Origin of the sequence: Aquihabitans sp. G128 (assembly GCF_019048865.1) — a bacterium.
GTDB lineage: Bacteria > Actinomycetota > Acidimicrobiia > Acidimicrobiales > Iamiaceae > Aquihabitans.
Window position 1 is genome coordinate 3,694,144 of sequence record NZ_CP077604.1, and the last position, 23,499, is coordinate 3,717,642.

Genomic DNA, 23,499 nt, shown 5'->3' on the forward strand with positions numbered 1-23,499 from the left:
GCAGGGCTCGGCCGTGGCTGACCCCGCGGGCACCGACCGCTCGTTCACCCGCCTGGCGGTGGCGATCGGGGTCCTGTCGACCCTGGCCTTCGCCTGGTTCCTGACCCTGGGTCGCGGCGACGTGGTCCAGTACCGCGCCTTCGGCGAGGTGTTCGACCTCCAGGCCCGCGCCTTCCTGCACGGTCGGCTGTCGCTGCCCGACGGCAGCCTCGGGTTCGAGGGGTTCGTCGTGCACGGCAAGACCTACGCGTACTTCGGGATCTTCCCGTCGCTCCTGCGGATGCCGCTGTTCCTGGTGACCGACCACTTCGACGGTCGGCTCTCGGCGGTCTCGATGCTGGTGGCCTACGTCATCGCTCTCTGGGCGGCCACCCAGGTGGTGCGGCGCACCCACGCCCTGCTGCGGCCGGGCCAGCCCTGGACCCGGCCCGGCCTGGTGGCGGCCGCCGCGCTGCTCGCCGTCATCGGCATGGGCTCGAACCTGCTGTTCCTGGCCAGCGGCGCCTGGGTGTACCACGAGGCCTCGCTGTGGGGTGCCGCCGGCGTGCTGGCGTCGTTCGCGGCCTGCCTGCGGTTCCTCGACGAGGGACGCCTGCGCTCGGTGGTGGCGGCCGGCCTCTGGGCGGCGGTGGCCTGGACCTCGCGCGGCTCGGTGGGCCTGGCGCCCTCGGCGGTGCTCGGCCTGCTCGCCCTCGCCCGCCTCACCGGCCACCCGTGGCTGGCGGTGCTGGCGCCTCCGCCGGAGCGGCAGCCGGCGCCGGTCGCGCCGGTCGCAACCCCGGACGAGGACGAGCTCTTCGTGCCCGACGAGGCGCCGGTGGCGGGGACCGCCACGGCGTCCGTCGCGTCCGCCCGCCCGGCCACGTGGTCCCGGGACCTGCGCCTGGGCGCGGCGCTGCTGGTGGCCGCGGTGGCCGGTGCCCTGGTGTTCGCGGCGGTCAACACCGCCAAGTTCGGCGGCCCCACCACGCTGCCCATGGACGAGCAGGTGGCCTCGGCCCACCCGTGGCCGGAGCGGAAGCGAGCCCTCGAGGTCTACGACGGTTCGCTGTTCTCCGCCCGGCTGATCCCGTCGGTCGTCTACCAGAGCCTCCGCCCGGACCTCCTGGCCCCGACGGGGGTGTGGCCCTTCGTCCGCTTCACGGCCAAGCGCCCGCCGACGCCGTCGGGCCTGGTGTTCGACACCGTCGAGCCCTCGGCCGGGCTCACCGTCACCTCCCCGTTGCTCCTGGTGCTCGGCGTGGTGGGCGTCGGCGCCGCCCTGCGGCGGCGGCGGACCTTCGCCGGTGACCCGGGCCTCGACGAGGGGGTGCGGGCGGGCGTGCTCCGGCCGTTCCTGCTCGGCGGCCTCGCGGCGGCCTACGCCCCCCCCTCACCATCGCCTTCATCGCCCAGCGCTACCTCACCGATGCGCTGCCGCTCCTGGTGGTCGGTGCCGCCGGCGGCCTGGCCGCGCTCGACGGCTGGGCGGCGCGCCGACCCGCACCGGCGGCTCGACGCCTGCCGCAGGCGGCGGTGGCCGGCGTGGTGGTCCTGGCCGTCGCCGGGCTGGCCACCACCGCGGCGGTCACCTGGAGCTTCCAGCGGTTCGTGATCCCGCCGGACCCGGCGGCGCGCGCCGCGGGCCTGCGCACGCAGGTGGCGGTGGCCGACGTCCTGGGCTCGCCGCCCGCGTTCCGGCGCTTCGACCGGGCCCTGCCCGCGAAGGCGCCCGGCACCGGCCTCACCGTCCTGGGCGACTGCGACGGGCTCTACGAGGGCCAGACCGACGGCAGCTGGGCCCCGCTCGAGGTCTCGGCGGCGGCCGGCCACCACCGCCTGCGCGTCCGCCTCGACGGCGCCGCCCGGAGCGACGAGCTCCTCGCGGTCCTGTCCGTGGGCGACGAGGCCGACCACCTGGTGGTGGCGGTCTCCGGGCCCGCCCGGTCGGCCCGGTTCACCATCGTGCGCAACGGCGTGGCCGGTCCCGCCGGCTCGACGGTCGACCTGTCGGGCTCCGGGCAGGTCGTCGACGTCTCGGTCGACCCGGCCTTCGCCTGGGTGCGGCTGACGGTCGACGGCCGCGAGGCCCGGTTCGAGCCGGGCGGCCCGCCGAAGGACCGCACGGCCACCGTCGGTCGCGACCCGTTCGGCGACGTCGCCCCGCTGCCGGCGACGCCCCGGGTGGAGCCGACCCCCACGCCCACCTGCGACGACCTCGTCGCCGCCCACCGCTGACGGCCGGGGCCGCCTGCGGTGGCGGGCGGGGCGGCAGGTAGCGTTCCGGCGTGGCGCAGATCGGGGCGCCGGCTGGGAGCGCAGCCGGAGAGGGGCAGTCGGCGGGCGCCTCCGTCGTCGACGACGACCTGTGGGTGGCCGACAGCGAGGTGGCACCCGCCGACCTGTCGACGAGCGCTGACCACGATCGCACGGCCCTCGACCCGCCCGGGCCGGTGCCCGGGGCCAGCGGCGGGGTGCCGACCCGACCCGGAGGCGCTCGCGGCCAGGCCCGAGCGCGACGCCAGCACCCGTGGTCGATCCGCCAGCGCCTCGGCGGCGCCACGGTCGCCGCCGCCGGCGTGGCCGTGGTGGTGGCGACCATGGTCCACGCCCGGGTGGCGCTCTACCGCGAGGACTTCGGCATCAGCTGGCAGCTGCTCGAGCAGCACGCCCTCGAGAAGGACCCGCTGGGCAGCGTCTGGTACCTCCACATCCAGCCGCCGCTGCACAACCTGGTCATCGGCTCGGTGCTGCGCTGGTCGCCGTTCCCCGCCATGGGCACGATCCTGGTGCTCTACGTGGCCTCGTTGCTGGCCATCGCCCTGCTGCTCACGGACCTGCTGTCGCGCTGGCGGGTGCACCCGGTGCTCGCCGGGCTGTTCACCGCCATCGCCCTGTGCAACCCCAACCTGCTCAGCACCATCGTGGTGGCGTCCTACGAGGTGCCCGTGACGCTGCTGCTGGTGGCGTCGGTCTGGTGGTTCCAGCGCCAGCTCCAGGACCCGGGGCTGGCGTCGCTGCTCGGCCTCTCGGTCAGCCTGACCGCCCTGGCCATGACCCGCAGCCTGTTCCACCCGGCGTTCGTGGTGGCGGTGGTGGTGCTCGCCGCGGTGGCCCGGCGCATCCCGTGGCGGCAGGTGGCGCTGGCCAGCGCCATCCCGATCCTGGTGATCGGCGGCTGGATGCTCAAGAACGACATCCTCTTCGGCACGCCCACCATGTCGAGCTGGCTGGGCTTCAACCTCCAGCGCGGCGTCGTCGCCCCCATGGCGCGCGACGACGTCCAGGCCGCGGTCGACGACGGCACCGTGAGCTCCCTGGCCCTCGAGCACCCGTGGGGCCTGCTCTCGCAGTACGAGGAGTGGACCGACGGCTGCACGCCGGTGCACCGCAACCCGGTGGTGAGCGTGGCCGACCGCCCGGACTTCGTGCCGGTGGTCGCCAACTTCAACGACGAGTGCTACCTCCCGGTCTACGCGCAGAGCCAGAAGGACGCCGTGGCCCTCGTGAAGCGCTACCCGGGCCGCTACCTGCGCACGCGGGTCACCGTCGTCGGCACGTCGTTCGCCATGTCGGCCATCGGCGTCGGCAAGAACGACTTCGCCCCGTCGGAGCGACCCTCGGTGCGGCGCACGTGGATGGACGACGTGGGTGACGTGGTGCTCGTCTCCCGGCACTGGACGGTGCGCCAGGGCGACTGGAACCTCCCCCTGCTCCACGGGGTCGACCTGCCGGTGCGCTCGTCGTTGCTGCTCGCCGCCCTCTTCCTGGGCCTGCTGGTCCGCGGTGGCCTCGCCGGGGTCCGCCTCGCCCGCTCCGGGTGGCGCGACCGGGTGGAGAGCTGGGACACCGACGAGCTGGTGTGGGCGTTCGTCGCGGTCAGCGCGGTGCTCGTCGTGCTGGTGGGGGACCTGCTCGAGTTCGGCGAGAACGGGCGCTTCCGCTCGATGCTCGACCCGTTCCTGGTGGCGCTGCCGCTGGCCGCCCTCGCGCGGATCGTGAGCGGTCGCCTCGCGGCGCGCCGCCCTCAGCCCACCCGGTAGAAGGTGACGGCGTTCTTGCCCTTGGTGAAGGCCCGGTCGGGGACGATGGCCGCCACCGACACGTGGTCGCCGTCGGTGTAGGCGTCGACGGTGGACCAGATCGTGCCGTTGACGGCGACGGCCACGGGGCTGCCGGCGGGCACCTTGTCGACGATCGCCCGCACCAGCGCCGGCACCGAGCCCGAGGCCGGGTCGACGTCGCTGGCGTCGGAGGTGGCGTCGAGCAGGCCGTCGATGGGGGTGAGGGTGGCGTCGTGGTCGGCGTCGACCTCGGTCCCGAAGAGCTCGGGGTGCTCGCCGATGCGGTAGAGCCGGTCCTTGCCGCTCTGGGGCACGAACGTGTCCACGCCGCGCGCCACCATCAGCTTCCAGCCGGCGTCCTCGTCGAGCGTGTAGGCCTTGCCGGCGAGCACGCCCTTGCTGTCGACGTCGGCCAGGTGCATGGCCTTCTTCCGGGTGGTCCGAGGCGCCTGCTCGAGCGCCGAGCGGCCGTCGACGTGCCAGGGGATCTTCACGTCCAAGGCGTCGGCCATGGTGGGCAGCACATCGATGGTCTCGACGTTGTCGTCGTTCACCACGCCCTCGGTCTGGCCCGGCTCCTTGAGGAAGAACGGCACCCACATGACGTCGGCGGCCACGGAGTCGTCGATCGGCTTGTCGACGTCGAGGCCGCGGATGCCCTGGCCCGACTGGAACGAGATGCCGTGGTCGGCCACCACGGTGAAGAGGGCGTCGTCGTAGAGGCCCGTGGCCTTCATGGCGTCCATCACCTGGCCGAGCACGGAGTCGGCGTAGGTGAGCTGGAGCAGGTGGCGCTGGCGGCCCAGCTGCACCAGCCCCGGCTGGTCCTTCCAGGTGTCCCCGTCCCGCCCGAGGTCGGGGTCCGGTCCGGCGTACTGCGTGCCGTCGGGCAGGTAGCGGAACGGGATGTGGGGGAGCAGCACGTGGAGGAAGTGCAACGTGTTGGAGTCGTCGGTCAGCCCGTCGATGAACGACTGCGCCCGCCCGTTGGCGGTGGCGGCGGTGCCCGTGGCGGGCTTGCTCTCCGCTGCGGTGGCGCCCTGGTCGACCAGTCCGGCCACCGGATCCTCGTCGCTCGGGTCGGGCGTGATGCGCTGGGCCAGCACCTTGCGAGCGTCGCGGAGGATGCCGTCGAGGCCGCCCTCGTGGGGCACCTGGAGCTCGCACAGGCTGGTGGGGCAGAGGCGGGTGACCGACTCGGTGACCTTCAGCTGCATGGACCCGCCGAGCAGCGTGAAGAGGTTCTTCGGGTGCGACTGGGCGGTCGGGGTGGTGTAGTCCCGCGGCTCGCGGCCGGTGGCGATCGAGGGGACCGCGTCCCAGGTGAAGTTGCTGACCGAGGTGGTGTTGCGGAACCAGTGCGACTGGCCCGCCAGCTCGGCGAAGTGGGGGAACAGGGCGGCGTCGATCTTGCCGTCCTGGTCCATGAGCGAGTTCAGCGGCAGCTCGTCGAACACGATCATGACGACCGGGGCGGGCTTGCCCACCTGCACGTCGCCGGCGGCGTTCGGGTCGGTGAGCAGCTGCGAGGTCTGCGACACCAGCAGGAAGAGGGCGCAGAACACCGGCGGCGCCAGCGAGGCGAAGCTCAGCCAGATGCGCATGCCGGTGGTCTTCACGTAGAGCCAGCCGGCGAAGGCGCCGACCGCGACGGCCAGGGCGGCGAGCAGGAGGCCGTCGCCCACCAGGCCGCGCAGCGCCGACATGGCGAACGCCGCCACCAGCAGGCCGAGGAAGCCCACGTGCACGACGCGCCGGGCGGACGTGGACACGAGCCCCACGGCGACCTCCGCCACCCAGAGCACGAGGGTGGGCACCACGAGGACGATCGCCGCGAAGGCGAGGATGTCGTCGCGCACCGCGCCCCGGAAGATGAACTGGTCCGGGGCCTTGCCGAAGACGTCGTAGAGCGGTTGGGCGATGGCGAAGCCGGTGAGGGCGAACAGCTCGGCCAGGGCCCGCGCCTCGCGCCGCACCGGGGCGGGCACGCGGGCCACGAGGCCCTTCGGCCCCGCGGCGTCGGTGCCGGCGGGGCGGGCCGTCGCCGGCGTGGGGGCGGCGGCGTCGCTCATGCGGCGGCGTTCACCACGAGGCCGTCACGGGTCACGACGCGTCGGACCGCAGCGAGCAGCGGTACAGCGTGCGGGTGCCGAGCACCTGGCGCTCGTCGACGGTGAAGCGGCGGTCCAGGGCCTGCTCCCAGCGCTCGCGGTCGTAGTGGTCGAACAGGCCGGGCCGCTTGCGGCTGAGGAGGCGCTGCACCATGGGGTCGTCGGGGTGGGGCAGCTCGACCACGAGGCTGGCGCCGAAGTCGGCGAGCAGGTCGACGATCTCGGTGAACGGCACGGTGTTGGTGATGGCGAGGTGGTGCACCACCGCCAGGCACAGCACCAGGTCGGGCCGGCACCGCTCGACGAACGGGCGGCGCTCGCGCGAGCGCCAGCCGGCGCCGGGGGAGGGGTTGACGAGGTCGAGGACCAGCGGCAGCACGCGGGTCTCCCCGGTCTCGCGGAGGTGGCGATACAGCCGGTCGACCACCAGGTGGTCGAAGTCGGCGGCCACCACCCGAGAGGCGCCCGACTCGAGGGACAGCAGCGAGAACAGGCCGTCGTTGGCGCCCAGGTCGACCACGAGGTCGGCGCCGGTGGCCCGGACGGCCTCGGCCACGAAGGCCTGCTTCGCCGGCAGGTCGTCGCCGACGTAGTGCGACCGGTCGGAGTAGTCGGACCACACCGAGCGCTGGGCCTTCCAGCGCAGCGCCCGCACCGTCTTCTCCAGGTTGGCCAGCTGGGCCAGCAGGAGCTTCGGGCTGAAGCCGGCGCGCCGGCCCTCGGCGCTGCCCGAGGCCTCGGCCGCGGCGTGCTTGCGCTCGGCGCGCGCCTGCAGGGTGAGGTGGGCGAGGAGGCCGTTGCGGACCCGCTTGTGGGCCGGGACGATGGCGGCGGCGTCGGCCACGCCGATGCCGCCGACCGCGCCGCGGAGCCAGGCGTGGAAGCCCACCCCGCCCACGGCCTGCACCACGAGCGGGTTCAGGAACAGCTCGCAGAACTGGCGGTAGCCCGGCCACGCCTCGGAGCGGAGCGGCTTCTCGAAGGACCCGATGTCGATGAACACGGGCCGCGACCCGTCGAACATGACGTTGTAGGACGTGGCGTCCTTGGTGGAGAACCCGGCCTCCACGGCGCGGCGGGTGACCTCGAGCTGGAGCAGCGCCGCGTCCCGCAGCATCTCGAAGGTCCACTCGTAGGGATAGGTCACCACCGGCAGGCGATCGTGGCGGAGCACGCCGGCCCACCGCTCGTGGAGCTCGTGGGACCCGGGGGCCAGCTTCTCGGTGCCGACGATCAGGCCGTCGGCGGCCAGCGCGGCGTAGAACGGCGAGGCCTCGACGGCCTCGAACTCGGCCAGCCCGGCGGCGGTCAGGCCCCGGAGGATCTCGCCGTTCGAGCTGAAGACCTGGGAGAGCGGGTCCCGGAAGGACCCGGGGTCAGCTTCGGTCACCGATGGTGGGCTGGTCGTCCTTCGCCTGGCCGAGCTGCTGGGCGGCGGCCTCCGGGTCGACGGCCTGGCCGGTCTCCGGGTCGATCTCGACCCCGAGCAGCTCGCCCTCGGCGATCTCGGCCTTGAGGCGCCGCTTCTTGGAGAAGAGGCCCAGGAACTTGTTGCCGTACATCCGCAGCATCATCGCCACGCCCGCCACACCGCCGGCGAGGGCAGCTCCGACCAGGCTCAGCGTTCCGGCATCGAGGTAAGCGAACACGCCGAAATGGTACACGGCGCCCCTTCCCGGTCGGCATCGGCCCGCCGCTCCTCGACCCCGCGCGCGGTCCGGCGGCTGCCATACTTCGGAGAGCGCAGACGGTCTCCCCACCTCGTCTCCCTGCCCGGTAGGCCCATGTCCGACGTCCAGCCGACGAAGATCAAGCACCGCCCGCTGCTCGACGGCACCCGTGGCGTGATGATGTGCGTGGTCCTCGGCTACCACCTCAAGGGCGTGACCAAGCTCCCCGGCGCCTGGGTCTCGATGGACTTCTTCTTCGTCCTCTCGGGCTACCTCATCACCACGCTGCTGGTGAAGGAGTACGAGCAGTCGGGTCGGCTGGACCTGCGCACGTTCTTCCGGCGGCGGGTGCGGCGGTTGGGCCCGGCCCTGCTGGCGGTGCTGGCCGTGGTGTTCGTGGTGGCGTGGGCCTTCGGCGGGCCGAAGGAGTTCCCCGGCCTGCGCGGCGACGGGCTGGCCACCCTCTTCTACGTGGCCAACTGGCACTTCATCTTCTCGGCCACGTCCTACTTCGACGCCGGCGACGGCTCGGTGCTGCGCCACGCCTGGTCGCTCGCCATCGAGGAGCAGTTCTACGTCATCTGGCCGCTGGTCTTCCTGGGGCTGGCCAAGCTCACCCGCTTCGACAAGCGCAAGATGCTGGTGGGCCTCGGCGTGTGCCTCGTGGCCTCGGCGCTGTGGATGCGCCACCTGGCCGGGGGCAGCGTCGACCTGTCCCGCGCCTACTACGGCACCGACACCCGCGGCCAGGGCCTGATCGTCGGCTCGATGATGGCGCTGGTGCTCTGGAAGGACCGCTGGGACACGCCCCGTGCCCGCGAGGTGGCGGGCTGGCTGGGCACCGTCGCCCTCGCCGGGCTGGTGGCCATGATGCTGCTGTTCCACGACAACAGCCGGGCCGTCTACACCCGAGGCGGCTTCCTGCTCATCACCCTCACCGCCGCGGTGTTCATCTTCGGCTGCGCCCGGGCCGAGCGGGGCCCGCTGGCCTGGATCTTCGGCAACAAGGTCAGCCGCCACATGGGCTTCGTGTCCTACAGCTTCTACCTGTGGCACTACCCGGTGATCGTGCTGCTCTCGCCGCCCCGCCTGGACCTCACGCCGTGGCTGCTCGACTCCACCCGGGTGCTGGTGGCGCTGGGGCTGGCCGAGGCCACCTACTGGTTCCTCGAGAAGCCCATCCACCAGCAGCGGTGGCAGCTGCGACGCCAGGGCCCGGTGCTGGGCACCGCGTTCGCGGGTGCCCTCGCCCTGCTGCTCGTGGTCACCCTCACGCCGGCGCCCGAGCAGATCCCCACGAAGGCGGGGGAGAACGCCTCGGGCGCCACCACCGCCCAGGCCTCGGGCGACGTGCTGGTGATGGGCGACTCGCTGGCGTGGCTGCTCTCGGGCACCGCGCCGAAGGACTACCCGTACCAGGTGCAGGGGCTGTTCCAGGCCCACTGCGACATCATCGGCGACCGGATCTACACCGGCAGCACGGTCGACCAGGCGGTGGCCGACTGCCCCGAGTGGCCCACGCGGTGGGAGCAGGCCCTCGACGGCGGCAACCCGGCCATCGACGGCAAGCCCGACGCCATCGTGGTCAGCCTCGGGCTGCGCCAGCTCTTCGACGTCGACGAGGACGGCACCCGGGTCGTGGTGGGCACGCCGGCGTGGGAGCGCGAGTACCGGGCCGCCGTCGACCGGGCCGCCGGCATCATCCGGGCCCGCACCAAGGTCCCCGTCTTCTGGCTCGACGTCCCCTGCTACCAGTGGGAGGCCGCCGAGACCGACGGCGAGGAGCGCGACGCCACGCGCATCGCCACGGTCAACCGCGTGCTGAAGGACGAGCTGGCCTCCTTCGCCGACATCACCGTGCTGCCCTACGGCAAGCGGGTCTGCAGCGGCCCGGGCGGCACCGAGCCCGACCTCGGCCTCCGTCCGGACGGCGCCCACCTCACGCCCGAGGCCGCCGGCGACTTCTGGCACTGGCTGGAGCCCCAGATCCGGCGCGCCAGCGCCTGAGCCACCTCGCCCGGACGGGGCGCGCCGAACGGCGCGTTGCCACGCGGTGGCACGAGGTGTGAAGCTCCTGGCCCTTCGTCGCCCCCGATCGGCGGGCACGGCCGGACCCGGCCGGGCGACCAGCACCGAGGAACCATGCGCGCACCACTCCGCACCCCCCGCTCCCGTCGAGCGGCCATCGCCACCCTGCTCGTCACCGGCCTGGCCCTGACCTCCACGTGGGCCCCGGCCTCGGCGGCTCCCGCCCAGGACGCGCCCGCCCCGTCGGCCGAGGCCAAGCCGACCGGCGTGCTGTCGACCCGGCTCGACGCCCTGGCCGCCTCCGCCGGCCAGCGGCGGTCGTCGGCCGACGCCAGCGCCTCGGTGGGCCTCCCGGCCAGCGGGCCGGGCAGCCTCCTGCGGCACGACGGCAAGCTCTACGTCGACGTGGTCGCCACCGACGCCTCGGCCATCGCCGCCGCCGCCGGGCTGCCCGGCGCCGAGCTGGTCGCCACCCTGCCCGACGGCGTGAACGCCACCGTCGCCCTGCCCGCTTCCTCCCTCGCTGGCCTCGGCGGCATCGCCGGCCTCCGCTCGGCCACCGAGCTGCTGGCGCCGAAGGTGCACCGCAGCGCCGCCCCCGCACCGGCCGCCGGCGCCGCTCGGGCGGCCGCCACCTGCCCCACGGGCGTGCGCTCCCAGGGGGACACCCAGCTGAAGGCCGCCCTCGCCCGCTCGACCTACGCGGTCGACGGCACCGGGATCACCGTCGGGGTGATCTCCGACTCCTTCCGGGCCGCGCCCCGCGAGGCCACCGCCGACGTCGCCTCGGGCGACCTGCCCGGCGCCGGCAACCCGTGCGGCCACACCACGCCCGTGCAGGTCCTCGCCGATGACACCGCCGGCTCCGACGAAGGCCGGGCCATGGCCCAGATCGTCCACGACCTCGCTCCCGGCGCCAAGCTCCTGTTCGCCACGGCCGACCGCGGCGACATCGACTTCGCCAACCAGATCCGGGCCCTGCGCGACGCCGGCGCCGACGTGATCGTCGACGACATCGCCTACTTCAACGAGCCGATCTACCAGGACGGTCCGATCTCGGTGGCCATCCACGAGGTCGGCGCCGACGGCGTGGCCTACTACTCCGCGGCGGGCAACGCCGAGTACGAGGTGGGCGGCCGCTCGGTGGGCTCCTACGAGGCCCAGGCCTTCCGCCCGACGGCGTGCCCCGCGGCCATCACCAACAGCACCTGCCACGACTTCGACCCGGGTGCCGGGGTCACGGCCTACGACAGCCTCACCCTGGCCGGGGGCACCGACCTGATCATCAACATGGGCTGGAACGAGCCCATCAGCGGCGTGGGCACCGACTACGACATCGTCCTGGTCGACCCCGCCACCGGCAAGGCGGTGGCCGGCGGCGGCGACGCCAACCTCTCCTCGGGCCAGCCGGTCGAGTACTTCGGCTTCACCAACCCCAGCAGCAGCGCCAAGACCTACCGGCTCTACGTGGCCCGCTACGCCGACCCCGACGGGCCGGCGGCCACCGGCACGCCCCGCTTCAAGTTCATCCTCCAGAGCGGGTCGCTGACCGCCGTGGGCTTCGGCACCGACGCCGGCGGCGACGTGTTCGGGCCGACCGTGTACGGCCACAGCGCCACCACCGCCATGCAGTCGGTGGCCGCGGTGCCCGCCGGCGCCGGCACCGCCGTGGAGGACTTCTCCTCCCACGGTCCCGCCACGTACTGCTGGGCCCCGGCGACCGGGTCGGCCCCGGCCGCCGCCCTGCCGTCCTGCACCACCCGCACGGTCGACCTCGCGGCCACCGACGGCGTGAGCACCACGCTGCCGGGCGACTCCGGCCTGAACCCGTTCTACGGCACGTCCGCCGCCGCGCCCCACGCCGCCGCCGTCGCCGCGCTCATGCTCCAGCGCCGGCCGTGCCGCACGCCCGCCGAGCTCTACGCCGCGCAGCAGGCCACCGGCCGCCACCTGAGCGGCGAAACCCAGGACTCCGAGGGAGCCGGCCTCGTCGACGCCGCCGGCGCGGTCGGGTCGCTGGCCTCCTGCGCCACCACCCCCAGCCACCCCGGCACGCCGACCGTGTCGAGCGCCGGCGCGGCCAAGGTGACCATCGCCTGGAAGGCGCCCGCCACCCTGGGGGGCGGCACGCTCAGCGGCTACACGGTCGAGGTCACGAACCAGGCCGGCACGGTCCTGTCGACCACCACGGGCTCCACGGCCACCAGCCGCACCATCACCGGCCTGCCCGCCGGCGGCGCATTCCGGTTCCGGGTCCGTGCCGAGGTCGGGACCAGCTCGGCGTGGTCGCCCCGCTCGGCGGTGGCCGTCCCGCCGTTCGCGCCGATCGACCAGTTCACCCTGCGCCAGTTCGTCGACTTCGCCGGCCGGTTCCCCACCGCCCAGGAGCTGCAGGACGGCAAGCGGGCCATCACCGCCAACCTGGCCTCGCCGGGCGCGCGGGTGGCCAAGGCCTCGGGGTTCTCCACGTGGGGGCCGGCGCTCGACCCGGTCAGCCGCATGGCCTACGCCGCGTTCAAGAAGGCCCCGGAGGCCAGCACGCTGGCGTACTGGCTGCCCAAGCGCCGCGCCGGCACCACCGTCGCGGCCATGGCCGAGTCGTTCGTGACCTCGGACCGGTTCAAGAAGGGCTGGGGCCCGCTCACCAACCGCCAGTTCGTGCAGCGGATCTACCTCAACGTGCTCGGCCACGACGGCCCGGCCGCCAGCATCGACAGCTACACGACCAAGTTGGACGAGAAGCAGACCACGCGTGGCGCGATCCTGGCGACGTTGTCCGAGGGCGCCGCCCACGTCGCCCGCCGCAAGGGCGAGGTGGCCACGGTCGACCTCTTCTACGGCATGCTCGTGCGGGTGCCCACCGCCGCGGAGCTCACCCAGTGGTCCGCCACCACCGCCTCGGACCGGGTGCCGCTGGCCAACCGGCTGCTGATCTCCCCGGCCTACGACGCCCGGACCTGAGCGGAGAGGCCGGGCCTCAGGCCGAGGGCCTGGGGGCGAGCTCGTAGAGGAACTGGTAGGCGAAGAGCTGGGGGCGCAGGGCGACCGCGCCGCGGTCGATCCGGCCGGCGAGCTGGCGCAGGCCGCCAGGCGCGGCCTCGGCCGACGCCCCCCGCTCGACCACGCCGAGGGGCAAGCCGATGGACTCCGCCCGGGAGATGGTCCACCCGGCGCCGTCCACCAGGCGGGCGAAGCTGCGCTTGGTGAAGAAGCGGAGGTGGCCGGCGTCGAGGATGCCGCGCGCGTCGTAGTCGAAGCGCCCGAGCGCCACGCGGGTGCGCGGGTACCAGTGGCCGAAGTTGGGGATCGACGTGATGAGCCGCCCGCCGGGCCGCAGGCGGGCCTTGATGGCGTCCAGCACGGCGGCGGGGTCGCGGACGTGCTCGAGCACGTCGGCGGCCAGCACGACGTCGAAGCCGTCGCCCACCGCCTCCGGGATGCCCTGCTCGAGGTCGGCCTCGTAGAAGTCGGTGAGGCGCTCGCGCACGCCCTTGTGCTCCACCAGGTCGACGCCGACGACCTCGTGGCCCTGGGCGACGAGCCGGGCGCCGACCGAGCCGTCGGAGCAGCCGAGGTCGAGGACGCGCGACGGCGAGCGCAGGGCCAGCCAGGCCTCCACGCGCCCGTGGGAGGTGTCGGCGTCGTCCTTGAGCTCGTAGGAGTCCGAGGCGAAGGCCAGCTCGCCGGTGCCGAAGCCCATCTTGTGGGCCCGGTAGCGGGCGACGTCGCGCGCCACGTCCTTGGCGTACTTGATGCCGTCGACGTAGCAGATCTCGTCCCCGTAGTAGGTGGGGATGGGGATCTCGGCGATCCGCTGCTGCGCCTCGTGGAGCTGGATGATGATCTGGGTGTCGAAGTTGAAGCCGTCGTCGTTGCCCTCGAAGGGGATCTGGGCGAGCGCCTTGACGTCGTAGGCCCGGTAGCCGGAGTGCCACTCCGAGAGGCCGGTGCCCACCACCTTGTTCTGCACCGTGGTGAGGATGCGGTTGCCGACGTACTTGTAGGCCGGCATGCCGCCCTTGCGGGCCTCCCCGGCCTGCATCATGCGGGACCCGAAGACGGCCTCGGCCTCGCCCCGCTCGATGGGCGCCACCATCTGGTCGAGGATCTCCGGGGCGTACTGGCCGTCGCCGTGCAGGAGCACCGCGATGTCCCACCCGCGGTCGATGGCGTGGCGGTAGCCCCACTTCTGGTTGCCGCCGTAGCCCAGGTTCTTCGGGTGGCGGACGAGCGTGATCGGCAGGTCCTTGGTGACCGACTGGTAGCCGAGGCCCACGAGGTAGGTGGAGTCCTGGCTGTGGTCGTCGCCCACGAGGACCTCGTGGATGCGGCCCCGGAACTCCTGGGGGATCCGATCGAGCGTCTGGGCCAGGGTGGTCGCGGCGTTGTACGCCACCACCAGCACACCGATCTTCTTCATGGGCGGAGGCTAGCGAACAAGCGGTCAAATCGGCCTTAGCGGACAGCACCGACGGGCCCGCTCCCGCGCTCCTTTGGCCCCTCGTGAGCCGTCTCACTAAGGTTCGACGCCGTGTCCGAGTTCCTCCGCGACTACCTCACCGTCGCCATCTTCTCCGCGGTCACCATCGGGCTGCTGGGCGGCGTCCTGTCGCTCGGCAAGCTGGTCCGTCCGGTCCGTCCCCAGGGCGCCAAGTACCTCACCTACGAGAGCGGCGTCGACCCCGTGGGCGACAGCTGGGACCAGAGCCCCATCCGGTACTACGTCTTCGCCCTGCTCTTCGTCCTGTTCGACGTCGAAGCGGTCTTCATCTTCCCGTGGGCCACCCGTCTCGAGGCCTACGGCACCTTCGGCGCCGTCGAGATGATCGTCTTCATCGTGCTCCTCTCCCTCGGGCTGCTCTACGCCTGGCGAAAGAAGGTCCTGCAGTGGATCTGACGGGTCGGAACCCCCGCCAAGAACTCGCACTCGTGAACGGAAGCAACTGACATGGGACTGGTGGAGAGCGGCAAGCTCCCCAAGCCCCTGACGTCGCTGCTGAACACGTCGCGCAAGTACTCGCTCTGGATCTTCCAGTGGGGCCTCGCGTGCTGCGCCATCGAGATGGGCGCCGCCCTCGGCTCGCCCCGCTACGACGTCATGCGCCTCGGGGTCATCCCGCTGCCGGCCAGCCCGCGCCAGGCCGACCTCGTCTGCATCTCCGGCACCGTGACCGACAAGATGGTCCCGGCCATCCGCCGGCTCTACGAGCAGATGCCGGACCCGAAGTACGTGATCTCCATGGGCTCCTGCGCCAACTGCGGCGGTCCGTACTGGGACAGCTACTCCGTCACCAAGGGCGTCGACCAGGTCATCCCGGTCGACGTCTACGTGCCGGGCTGCCCGCCGCGTCCCGAGGCCCTGCTCGAGGGCATCGTGCTGCTGCAGGAGCGCATCGGCAAGGAAGACATGGCCGAGCGCTGGAAGGGTGACCCGATCCATGTCACCTGACACCGAGGTCGAAGCCGCCGACGCCGCGTCGGAGGCCGTCGAGCCCGCCGGCCCGGTCGACGAGGCCCGCCAGGCCGTGGTGGCCGAGTTCACCGAGGAGCTCGGCGACGCCGTCGTCGGCTCCTTCGTGCGCCCCGGCGACGACATCTGGATCCGCGTCACCCGCGAGGCCTGGCGCACCGCCGGCTTCGTGCTGCGCGACAAGGCCGGCTTCCGGGCCTTCGAGTTCCTCTCCGTCATCGACTGGCTGCCCAGCCCGTTCGGCAAGAACGAGGACTCGCCCACCGACGCCCCGCCCACGCCATCGTCGGAGATCGTCACGGGCTACGCCGGCGGCGACACCCGCTTCCAGGTCTTCGCCCGGGCCCACTCGCTCACCCGCAAGCTCGGCGTGACCCTGAAGGTCGACCTCCCGGACGACGACCTGTCCATCGACACCTGGCTGCCCGTCTACGCCGGCGTCAACTGGCACGAGCGCGAGGCCCACGAGATGTTCGGGATCGGCTTCACCGGCCACCCGCACCTCGCCCACCTCTACCTCCCCGGCGAGTTCGAGGGGTTCCCCCTCCGCAAGACGTTCCCGCTGCTGGCCCGCCACGTGAAGCCGTGGCCCGGCATCGTCGACGTCGAGCCCATGCCCGCCGAGGCCGACGGCGACGCCGAGGCCGAAGCCACCCCCGACGCGGAGGCCGCCGAATGACCGCGATCACCGACCGCCAGAAGCTGGCCTACGCCAACGCCCAGGCCGCCGACGGGCGCGTGAACCTCGAAGTTCGAGACCGACGAGGGCATGACCCTCAACATGGGCCCGCAGCACCCGGCCACCCACGGCACCCTGCGCATCATCGTCAAGCTCGACGGCGAGCAGGTCGTGAACATCGAGCCGGTCATGGGCTACATGCACCGCGGCTACGAGAAGCTGACCGAGGTCCGCACGTACCCGCAGGTCACCACGCTGGTGAACCGCATCGACTGGCTGGGCAGCTTCGCCAACGAGGTCCCGTTCATCCTCGCCGCCGAGAAGCTGATGGACATCGAGGCCCCGCCTCGCGCCCAGTGGATCCGCACCGTGCTCTTCGAGATGTCGCGCATCGCCAACATCTCGCTGTTCGTGGGCGACATGGCCCTGCACATCGGCGCCATGACCGCCGCCTTCTACGCCTTCCGCGACCGGGAGTACGTCCTCAACCAGATCGAGGCCGTCACCGGTGGGCGCTTCCACCCGAACTTCGACCGCATCGGCGGCCTGAAGGACGACCTCCCCAAGGGCTGGATCGCCGACACCAAGGCGTCCATGGACCGCATCCGGGACTTCTGCGACGAGATGGAGACCCTCGTCGAGGGCAACGAGATCTTCCAGATCCGGACCCGCGGCGTCGGCATCATCCCCGGCGACATCGCGCTGCAGTACGGCCTCTCGGGCGCCAACCTGCGCGCCAGCGGCGTCGACTGGGACCTCCGCCGGGACGAGCCGGTGGGCCTGGCCTGGAACGAGGTCGACTGGAACGTCGTCACCCACCCCGACGGCGACTCCTTCGCCCGCTTCTGGGTGCGCCTCCAGGAGATCCGCGAGTCCACCAAGATCATCGACCAGCTGCTCGACGGGCTGCCGGCCGGGCCGATCATGGCCAAGGTGCCCCGCATCATCAAGGTGCCCGAGGGCGAGGCCTGGGTGGCCACCGAGAACCCGCTCGGCGAGATGGGCTACTACGTGGTCTCCAAGGGCGACCTCGGCCCGTTCCGGGTGAAGATCCGCACCGCCTCGTTCAACAACGTGTCCATCGTGCCGTGGGTGTGCCGCGGCGTGTACGTGCCCGACGTCGTGACGATCCTGGCATCCCTGTACTTCATCCTCGGAGACATCGACCGGTGATCAACGGCTTCATCCACCTCTCGTACTGGGAGGTGTCGATCCTGCGCACGGTCGGCATCCTGGCCGCCGTCCTGCTCCCCGCGGGCACGTTCGTCTACCTCTTCCTGTTCAAGATGGTGTCGTTCATGCAGAGCCGGCTCGGCCCCATGGAGGCCGGCCCGTTCGGCTCCATGCAGCTGCTGGCCGAGGTGGGCAAGTTCCTCCAGAAGGAGGACATCGTCCCCGAGCGGGCCGACAAGCGCCTGTTCAAGTTCGCCCCGTACCTCGTGGTCGGCACGGTGCTGCTGGTGTACCTGGCCGTGCCGTTCGGGCCGGACATGATCTTCGCCGACCTGCCCGGCGGCGTCTTCTACATCCTGGCCGTGTCGTCCATCAGCTCGCTCGGCGTGCTCATGGCCGGCTGGTCCTCGGCCAACAAGTACGCCCTCATCGGCGGCCTCCGCGCCGCCGGCCAGCTCATCGCCTACGAGCTGCCCATGGTCCTCGCCGTCATCGGCGTCGTGATCCAGGCCGGCACCATGAACCTCTCGGGCATCGTGGCCGCGCAGGCCTCCGGCTCGATCTTCGGCCTCGACTTCTTCGGCAACCCGTACCTGCTCACGCAGTTCGTGGCCTTCGCCATCTTCATGATCTCGGTCCAGGCCGAGCTCGGCCAGACGCCCTTCGACATGCCGATCGCCGAGTCCGAGCTCGTCACCGGCTACATCACCGAGTACTCCGGCCTCCGCTTCCTGCTGTTCTTCATCGGCGAGTTCGCCTCGGCCGGCGCCTTCGCCGCCGTGGCCGCCACCCTCTTCCTGGGCGGCTGGACCGTGCCGGCGGCGTGGACCGATCTCAACAGCAACTGGTTCAACCTGCTCGGCCCGCTGATCATGCTCACCAAGATGATGGTCCTCGCCGGCCTCATCTTCTTCGTGCGGTTCACCTTCCCCCGCTTCCGCGAGGACCAGCTCCAGAAGCTGGCGTGGACCGTGCTGATCCCGATCTCGCTGGTCAACATCCTCGCCACCACCATCCTGAAGGTTGCGTTCTGATGGCACCGAAGCCCAAGGTCCCCGGCCTCCTCAAGGGCATGGGGGTCACCTTCAACGAGATGACCCAGACCATCTGGCCCGGCGAAGGCATGAAGCGCTTCATGCAGCCGCCGTCGCCCGCCAAGGGCGCGGCCACGGTGCAGTACCCCCACGAGAAGGAGGCGCCGGCCCCTCGGGCGCGCGGCGTCATCGCCCTCAAGGAGGACAACTGCACGGTGTGCATGCTCTGCGCCCGCAGCTGCCCGGACTGGTGCATCTACATCGAGGGCCACAAGGAGAAGGCGCCGCCGCGCCGTCCCGGAGGCAAGGAGCGCACCGTCTCCGCGCTCGACCGCTTCGACATCGACTACTCGCTGTGCATGTACTGCGGCATCTGCGTCGAGGTCTGCCCGTTCGAGGCCCTGTTCTGGTCGCCCGAGTTCGAGTACTCCGAGCCGCGCATCGCCGACCTGCTCCACGACAAGGAGCGCCTCGGCGAGTGGATGGAGACCGTCCCGGACTTCGAGCCCTACGAGGCCGGCGCCGAGGTCAAGGCCAAGAAGGTGCCGCGCTGATGGGCGGGCTCCTCCTCGCCGCCGCGGCGAACGCCGACGCCGGCGTCTACGTCGCCCAGAACGTGGCGTTCGGCATCATCGCTGCGCTCATGGTCTTCTCGGCCTTCCGCGTGGTCACCACCGACAACGTGGTGCACGCCGCCTTCTACCTCGTGATGGTGCTGGCCGGGGCCGCCGCCCAGTTCATCCTGCTGGGCGCCGAGTTCATCGCCATCACCCAGGTGCTCGTCTACATCGGCGCCATCGTGGTGCTGTTCCTCTTCGGCATCATGCTGACCAAGGCGCCCATGTCCGGCGAGGAGAAGCTCAGCCGCGACAACTGGGCGCTCGGCGCCCTCACCTCGGTGGTGCTGCTGGCCCTGCTCGGCTACGTCCTGGTCGACGGCTTCGGCAAGGACAAGCTCCCGGCGGACCTGCTTCCCACGCCCACCGCGGCGATCTCCGACGCCATCTTCGGCGGCTACCTGATCCCGTTCGAGGTCATCTCCTTGCTCCTGCTCGCCGCGCTCATCGGCGCCATCGTGATCGCCCGACGGGACTGAGGGGCCGCCGCCATGTTCCTGAACCAGTTCCTCCTCCTCGCCGCCGTGCTCTTCTGCATCGGCGTGTACGGGGTCATCTCCCGTCGCAACGGCGTCATGGTCCTGATGTCGATCGAGCTCATCCTGAACTCGGTCAACATCAACCTGGTGGCCTTCAGCGCCATGACCGGCGCCGTCTCGGGCCAGGTGTTCGCCCTGTTCGTGATCGCCGTGGCCGCCGCCGAGGTGGGCGTCGGCCTGGCCATCGTGCTGGCGATCTTCCGCAACTACCGCAGCGTCGACCTCGATGACGTCGACCTGATGAAGGGCTGAGGCAGTGCTGACCCACGCGTGGATCATCCCGCTCATCCCGGCCCTCTCGTTCCTGCTGATCCTCGCGGTCGGCAAGAAGCTGCCGCGCGGCGGCTCCGAGATCGGCCTGGCCTCGGTCGCCATCTGCTTCGTGCTGGCCCTCGCGGTCGGCATCGGCTGGATCGGCCGGGTCAACCACCCGCCCGAGGCCGGCGGCCTGGCCAAGCACGTCGCTGCCGTGGTGGCCGAGAACGAGCACTCCCTGGCCGCGTCGTCGCCCGACTCCGGCACGGCTGCCGCCCACGGCACGGAGGGCACCGCCGAGGCCGGGCACGGCGCCGAGGCCACCACCGAGGAGGCCGGGCACGGCACCGAGGCCACCGCCGAGGGCGAGGGCCACGAGGCCGCCGGGGAAGAGGAGCACCACGTCACCGAGCCGGTGATCCGCGAGATCACCTGGTTCCAGAACGGCGGCGTGAAGATCAACGTCGGCACCATGATCGACGGCCTCAGCGCCCTCATGCTGGTGGTGGTCACCCTCATCTCCATGCTGGTCCACGTCTTCTCCACCGACTACGTGGCCGGCGACCGGCGCTACACCCACTACTTCGCCTTCCTGAGCCTGTTCACCGCCTCGATGCTGTTCTTCGTGCTGGCCGACAACACGCTGCAGATGATCGTGGGCTGGGAGCTGGTGGGCCTGTGCTCGTTCGGGCTCATCGGCCACTGGTGGGAGGAGAAGCCCAACTCCGACGCCGCCCTCAAGGCCTTCCTCACCAACCGCGTGGGCGACATCGGCCTGCTGTGCGGCGTGATCATCCTGTACTTCGCCGCCGGCCGGACCTTCGACACCGTCACCATCAACACCCTGGCCAACGAGGGCGAGATCCGGCACTTCCTGCTGCTGGTGGCCTCGCTGTCGCTGATGACCGCGGTGATGAGCAAGTCCGGCCAGTTCGTGCTCCACACCTGGCTGCCCGACGCCATGGCCGGCCCCACGCCCGTCTCGGCGCTCATCCACGCCGCCACCATGGTGGTCGCCGGCGTGTTCATGATCGCCCGCCTCTACGGCGTCTTCTTCAACGGCTTCTCCATCGGCACCGGCACCCTCAACCCCATGGCGGTGGTCGGGGCGGTCACGCTCATCGGCGCCGGCCTGCTGGCCTTCGTGCAGAGCGACATCAAGAAGGTGCTGGCGTACTCGACGGTCAGCCAGCTCGGGTACATGGTGATGGCGCTCGGCGTCGGCGGCTGGACCGCCGGCATCTTCCACCTCTTCACCCACGCCCTGTTCAAGGCCTGCCTCTTCCTGGGCGCCGGCTCGCTGGCGCACCACATCCACTCCTTCGACATGAAGAAGGACATGGGTGGCCTGCGCAAGGTGATGCCCAAGACCTTCTGGACCTTCATGATCGGCACCGCCGCCCTGGTGGCGTTCCCGTTCACCTCGGGCTTCTGGTCCAAGGACGAGATCCTCGCCAGCTCCCAGCAGCTCGGCGGCGGCGGGGGCTACAAGTTCATGCTGATCGCCGGCACCGCCGGCGCCGCGCTCACCGGCGCCTACATGACCCGGGCCATCTGGTACGTCTTCTTCGGCGAGCGGCGCGGCGCCTCGGCCACCCACGACATGCACGAGAACGGCCCCCGCATCACGGTGCCGCTCATCATCCTGTCGGTCGGGGCCCTGTTCGCCGGCTTCACCAACATCCCCGAGGGCACGATCTTCCCGAAGGCCTGGACGCTGCGCTTCGAGCACTTCGTCGAGCCCACCGGCAGCTACTTCCCGGGCGAGCTGCCCAGCTTCGCCCACCCGGAGTTCAACATCTGGGTGGCGGTCATCTCCACCGCCGTCGGCCTGCTCGGGATCCTGCTGGCCTACCTCTGGTTCTTCAAGCAGAAGGGCCCGCACGGCATCACCGAGCGCAACAAGGTGGCCCGGGGCGGCTTCAAGGTGCTCGAGAACAAGTACGGGCTCGACATCCTCTACACCGACATCATCGCCGGTGGCTTCAAGGGCCCGATCGCCAAGGGCGCCTACTGGTTCAACCAGAACGTCATCGACGGCCTGGTGAACCTGGTGGCCTCCACCGCCCGCACCACCGGGGCGTGGGTGTACAAGAACATCGACCAGGGCGTGGTCGACAACGTCGTGAAGGGCTCGGGCCTCGCGGCCGAGGGCTCTGGCGAGGTGCTCCGCAAGACCCAGACCGGCAAGGTCCAGGCCTACGGCGCCTACCTGTTCCTGGGCGCCGCCGTGCTGGCCGCCCTCCTCGTGGTGCTCGCAAGCTGATGCGCCACGACCCGAAGAAGATGTTGGATCGCAAGTTGATGACGAGGGAGTCGCAACCGTGAAGGACCTGCTCAACGGCTGGGGGCCCACCGCCGCCGTGTTCCTGCCCCTGGTGGGAGCCGCGGTGCTGTTGGCGATCCCGAAGTCCGAGGAGACCCTGCACAAGGTGGTGGCCCTGGTCACCAGCCTGGCGGTCTTCGTCGTCGGGGTCGGCCTGCTGGCCACCTTCGACTACGACAAGTCCGCCAAGATGCAGTTCCTCGTCGACAAGACGTGGATCGAGATGATCAACAGCCGCTACATCGTGGCCATCGACGGGATCTCGCTCCCGCTGATCGCCCTCACGGTGTTCGTGGTGCCGCTGGTGATCATCTACTCGTGGAACCACTTCCCCGAGCCGCACAACCCGAAGGCGTTCCTCACGCTGATCCTGGTGCTGGAGACCGGCATGGTCGGCACCTTCGTGGCCCAGGACCTGCTGCTCTTCTTCGTCTTCTTCGAGCTCGTGCTGCTGCCGATGTACTTCATGATCGGCGTCTTCGGCGGCGAGCAGCGCAAGTACGCCTCGCTGAAGTTCTTCCTCTACACCGCCTTCGGCTCGGCGCTCATGATCGTGTCGATCCTGGCCACGTACTTCCTCTCGCCCAAGGTGAACATCGACGGCGTGATGCAGCACACCTTCTCGATGATCGAGCTGTCGAACTGGGCCGGCTCCGGCCTGGCCAAGGGCACGGCCATCCTGATCTTCGGCGGCTTCTTCATGGGCTTCGGCATCAAGGTGCCGATGTTCCCCTTCCACACCTGGCTGCCCGACGCCCACACCCAGGCCCCCACCCAGGGCTCGGTCATCCTGGCCGCCGTGCTGCTCAAGCTCGGCACCTACGGCTTCGTGCGCATCGCCATCCCGATCCTGCCCGTGGGCGCGGTCTGGTGGGCGCCGATCATCGGCGGCCTGGCCGTCATCGGCATCATCTACGGCGCCCTCGGCTGCCTCGCCCAGACCGACATGAAGCGGCTCATCGCCTTCTCCTCGGTGGCCCACATGGGCTACGTCATGCTGGGCATCTCCACGCTGACGAGCTTCGGCATCAACGCCGCCATCTTCGGCATGGTCGCCCACGGCCTCATCACCGGCATGCTGTTCTTCCTCGCCGGCTCGGTGAAGGACCGCTTCCACACCCTCGAGATCAAGCGCCTCGGCGGCCTGCTCCTGCAGGCCCCCCGCATGGGCTGGCTCCTGGCCTTCTCCTGCATGGCGTCGCTCGGCCTGCCCGGCCTCGCCGGGTTCTGGGGCGAGTTCCCGGCCATCCTCTCGGCCTACAGCCCGGCCGACGGCCTCAACGTGCCGCTGTTCCGGTTCTTCATGGTGGTCGCCGCCATCGGCACCGTGTTCGCCGCCGGCTACCTCCTCTGGCTGCTCCAGCGGGTGGCCTTCGGCACGCCCACCGAGGAGTTCGAGGACGAGCACATCCACGACATGCACCTCACCGACTACCTCGCGTGGTCGCCGATGATCATCCTCATCGTGGTGCTCGGCGTGTACCCGAACCTGTTGTTCAAGATCACCGACGGCGCCGTGATCCACAGCCTCAGCCACATCGCGGGTCACTGATC

General features: G+C 71.3%; 19 protein-coding genes. 15 read left to right on the forward strand and 4 right to left on the reverse strand.

Annotated elements, in window-relative coordinates; all coding sequences use genetic code 11:
- Nucleotides 1-13 precede the first annotated feature (13 nt).
- The 3 genes from KSP35_RS17745 to KSP35_RS17755 are packed head-to-tail and all read left to right on the forward strand — an operon-like array spanning nt 14 to nt 4,022.
- On the forward strand, nt 14-1,594 hold the full coding sequence (locus KSP35_RS17745; protein ID WP_216997124.1) for a hypothetical protein: 1,581 nt from the start codon (nt 14-16) through the stop codon (nt 1,592-1,594).
- Nucleotides 1,525-2,217: a hypothetical protein gene (locus tag KSP35_RS17750; protein ID WP_216997125.1), complete on the forward strand. Its 693-nt coding sequence runs from the start codon at nt 1,525-1,527 to the stop codon at nt 2,215-2,217. Before KSP35_RS17745 ends, KSP35_RS17750 begins: the two co-directional genes overlap by 70 nt.
- Nucleotides 2,218-2,267: 50 nt before the next feature.
- Complete coding sequence (locus KSP35_RS17755) at nt 2,268-4,022, forward strand: hypothetical protein (protein WP_216997126.1); 1,755 nt, start codon at nt 2,268-2,270, stop codon at nt 4,020-4,022.
- Here the strand turns inward: KSP35_RS17755 and KSP35_RS17760 are convergent.
- From KSP35_RS17760 to KSP35_RS17770, 3 genes are read right to left on the reverse strand one after another with little or no spacing between them, the layout of a single operon-like run.
- Nucleotides 4,007-6,115, reverse strand: coding sequence for a sulfatase-like hydrolase/transferase (locus KSP35_RS17760; protein ID WP_216997127.1), 2,109 nt, complete (start codon nt 6,113-6,115; stop codon nt 4,007-4,009). The two genes, KSP35_RS17755 and KSP35_RS17760, sit on opposite strands and share 16 nt — an antisense overlap.
- A gap of 31 nt (nt 6,116-6,146) precedes the next feature.
- Nucleotides 6,147-7,544 (reverse strand): hypothetical protein, encoded by a 1,398-nt coding sequence (locus tag KSP35_RS17765; RefSeq protein WP_216997128.1) that lies wholly within the window; start codon nt 7,542-7,544, stop codon nt 6,147-6,149.
- On the reverse strand, nt 7,531-7,803 hold the full coding sequence (locus KSP35_RS17770) for a hypothetical protein (RefSeq protein ID WP_216997129.1): 273 nt from the start codon (nt 7,801-7,803) through the stop codon (nt 7,531-7,533). The genes KSP35_RS17765 and KSP35_RS17770 overlap by 14 nt, the downstream gene beginning before the upstream one ends.
- Nucleotides 7,804-7,938: 135 nt before the next feature.
- On the opposite strand from KSP35_RS17770, the gene KSP35_RS17775 reads away from it, so the two are divergent.
- Both KSP35_RS17775 and KSP35_RS17780 read left to right on the forward strand, forming a co-directional pair.
- Complete coding sequence (locus KSP35_RS17775; RefSeq protein WP_216997130.1) at nt 7,939-9,831, forward strand: acyltransferase family protein; 1,893 nt, start codon at nt 7,939-7,941, stop codon at nt 9,829-9,831.
- A 135-nt stretch (nt 9,832-9,966) separates the two neighbouring features.
- Complete coding sequence (locus KSP35_RS17780; protein ID WP_216997131.1) at nt 9,967-12,813, forward strand: S8 family serine peptidase; 2,847 nt, start codon at nt 9,967-9,969, stop codon at nt 12,811-12,813.
- A 16-nt stretch (nt 12,814-12,829) separates the two neighbouring features.
- Here the strand turns inward: KSP35_RS17780 and KSP35_RS17785 are convergent, their stop codons facing one another.
- Nucleotides 12,830-14,272, reverse strand: a complete 1,443-nt coding sequence (locus KSP35_RS17785; protein ID WP_216997132.1) for a bifunctional glycosyltransferase/class I SAM-dependent methyltransferase — start codon at nt 14,270-14,272, stop codon at nt 12,830-12,832.
- Between the two features lie 111 nt (nt 14,273-14,383).
- Here KSP35_RS17785 and KSP35_RS17790 point away from each other — a divergent pair, with 111 nt between their 5' ends.
- The 10 genes from KSP35_RS17790 to KSP35_RS17835 all read left to right on the forward strand — a co-directional run bounded on the left by KSP35_RS17790 (nt 14,384) and on the right by KSP35_RS17835 (nt 23,497).
- Entirely contained in the window at nt 14,384-14,749 is a 366-nt protein-coding gene (locus KSP35_RS17790; protein WP_216997133.1) for an NADH-quinone oxidoreductase subunit A, read from the forward strand.
- A 51-nt stretch (nt 14,750-14,800) separates the two neighbouring features.
- Nucleotides 14,801-15,301 (forward strand): NADH-quinone oxidoreductase subunit B, encoded by a 501-nt coding sequence (locus KSP35_RS17795; RefSeq protein WP_216997134.1) that lies wholly within the window; start codon nt 14,801-14,803, stop codon nt 15,299-15,301.
- Nucleotides 15,291-16,001, forward strand: coding sequence for an NADH-quinone oxidoreductase subunit C (locus KSP35_RS17800; protein ID WP_216997135.1), 711 nt, complete (start codon nt 15,291-15,293; stop codon nt 15,999-16,001). The genes KSP35_RS17795 and KSP35_RS17800 overlap by 11 nt, the downstream gene beginning before the upstream one ends.
- A 90-nt stretch (nt 16,002-16,091) precedes the next feature.
- Nucleotides 16,092-17,174: an NADH-quinone oxidoreductase subunit D gene (locus tag KSP35_RS17805; RefSeq protein ID WP_254126835.1), complete on the forward strand. Its 1,083-nt coding sequence runs from the start codon at nt 16,092-16,094 to the stop codon at nt 17,172-17,174.
- Nucleotides 17,171-18,208, forward strand: coding sequence for a complex I subunit 1 family protein (locus KSP35_RS17810; protein WP_216997136.1), 1,038 nt, complete (start codon nt 17,171-17,173; stop codon nt 18,206-18,208). Before KSP35_RS17805 ends, KSP35_RS17810 begins: the two co-directional genes overlap by 4 nt.
- Nucleotides 18,208-18,762 carry a 4Fe-4S binding protein gene (locus KSP35_RS17815; protein WP_216997137.1) on the forward strand — a complete coding sequence of 185 codons (555 nt, stop codon included), beginning with the start codon at nt 18,208-18,210 and terminating at the stop codon, nt 18,760-18,762. Before KSP35_RS17810 ends, KSP35_RS17815 begins: the two co-directional genes overlap by 1 nt.
- The gene (locus tag KSP35_RS17820) at nt 18,762-19,304 is read left to right on the forward strand and encodes an NADH-quinone oxidoreductase subunit J (RefSeq protein ID WP_216997138.1); all 543 of its coding nucleotides are present in this window, start codon (nt 18,762-18,764) and stop codon (nt 19,302-19,304) included. Before KSP35_RS17815 ends, KSP35_RS17820 begins: the two co-directional genes overlap by 1 nt.
- Before the next feature lie 12 nt (nt 19,305-19,316).
- On the forward strand, nt 19,317-19,616 hold the full coding sequence (gene nuoK, locus KSP35_RS17825) for an NADH-quinone oxidoreductase subunit NuoK (RefSeq protein WP_216997139.1): 300 nt from the start codon (nt 19,317-19,319) through the stop codon (nt 19,614-19,616).
- Nucleotides 19,617-19,620: 4 nt separating this feature from the next.
- The gene (locus KSP35_RS17830) at nt 19,621-21,885 is read left to right on the forward strand and encodes an NADH-quinone oxidoreductase subunit L (RefSeq protein ID WP_216997140.1); all 2,265 of its coding nucleotides are present in this window, start codon (nt 19,621-19,623) and stop codon (nt 21,883-21,885) included.
- 58 nt (nt 21,886-21,943) lie between these two features.
- Nucleotides 21,944-23,497, forward strand: a complete 1,554-nt coding sequence (locus tag KSP35_RS17835) for a NuoM family protein (protein WP_254126836.1) — start codon at nt 21,944-21,946, stop codon at nt 23,495-23,497.
- Nucleotides 23,498-23,499 lie beyond the last annotated feature (2 nt).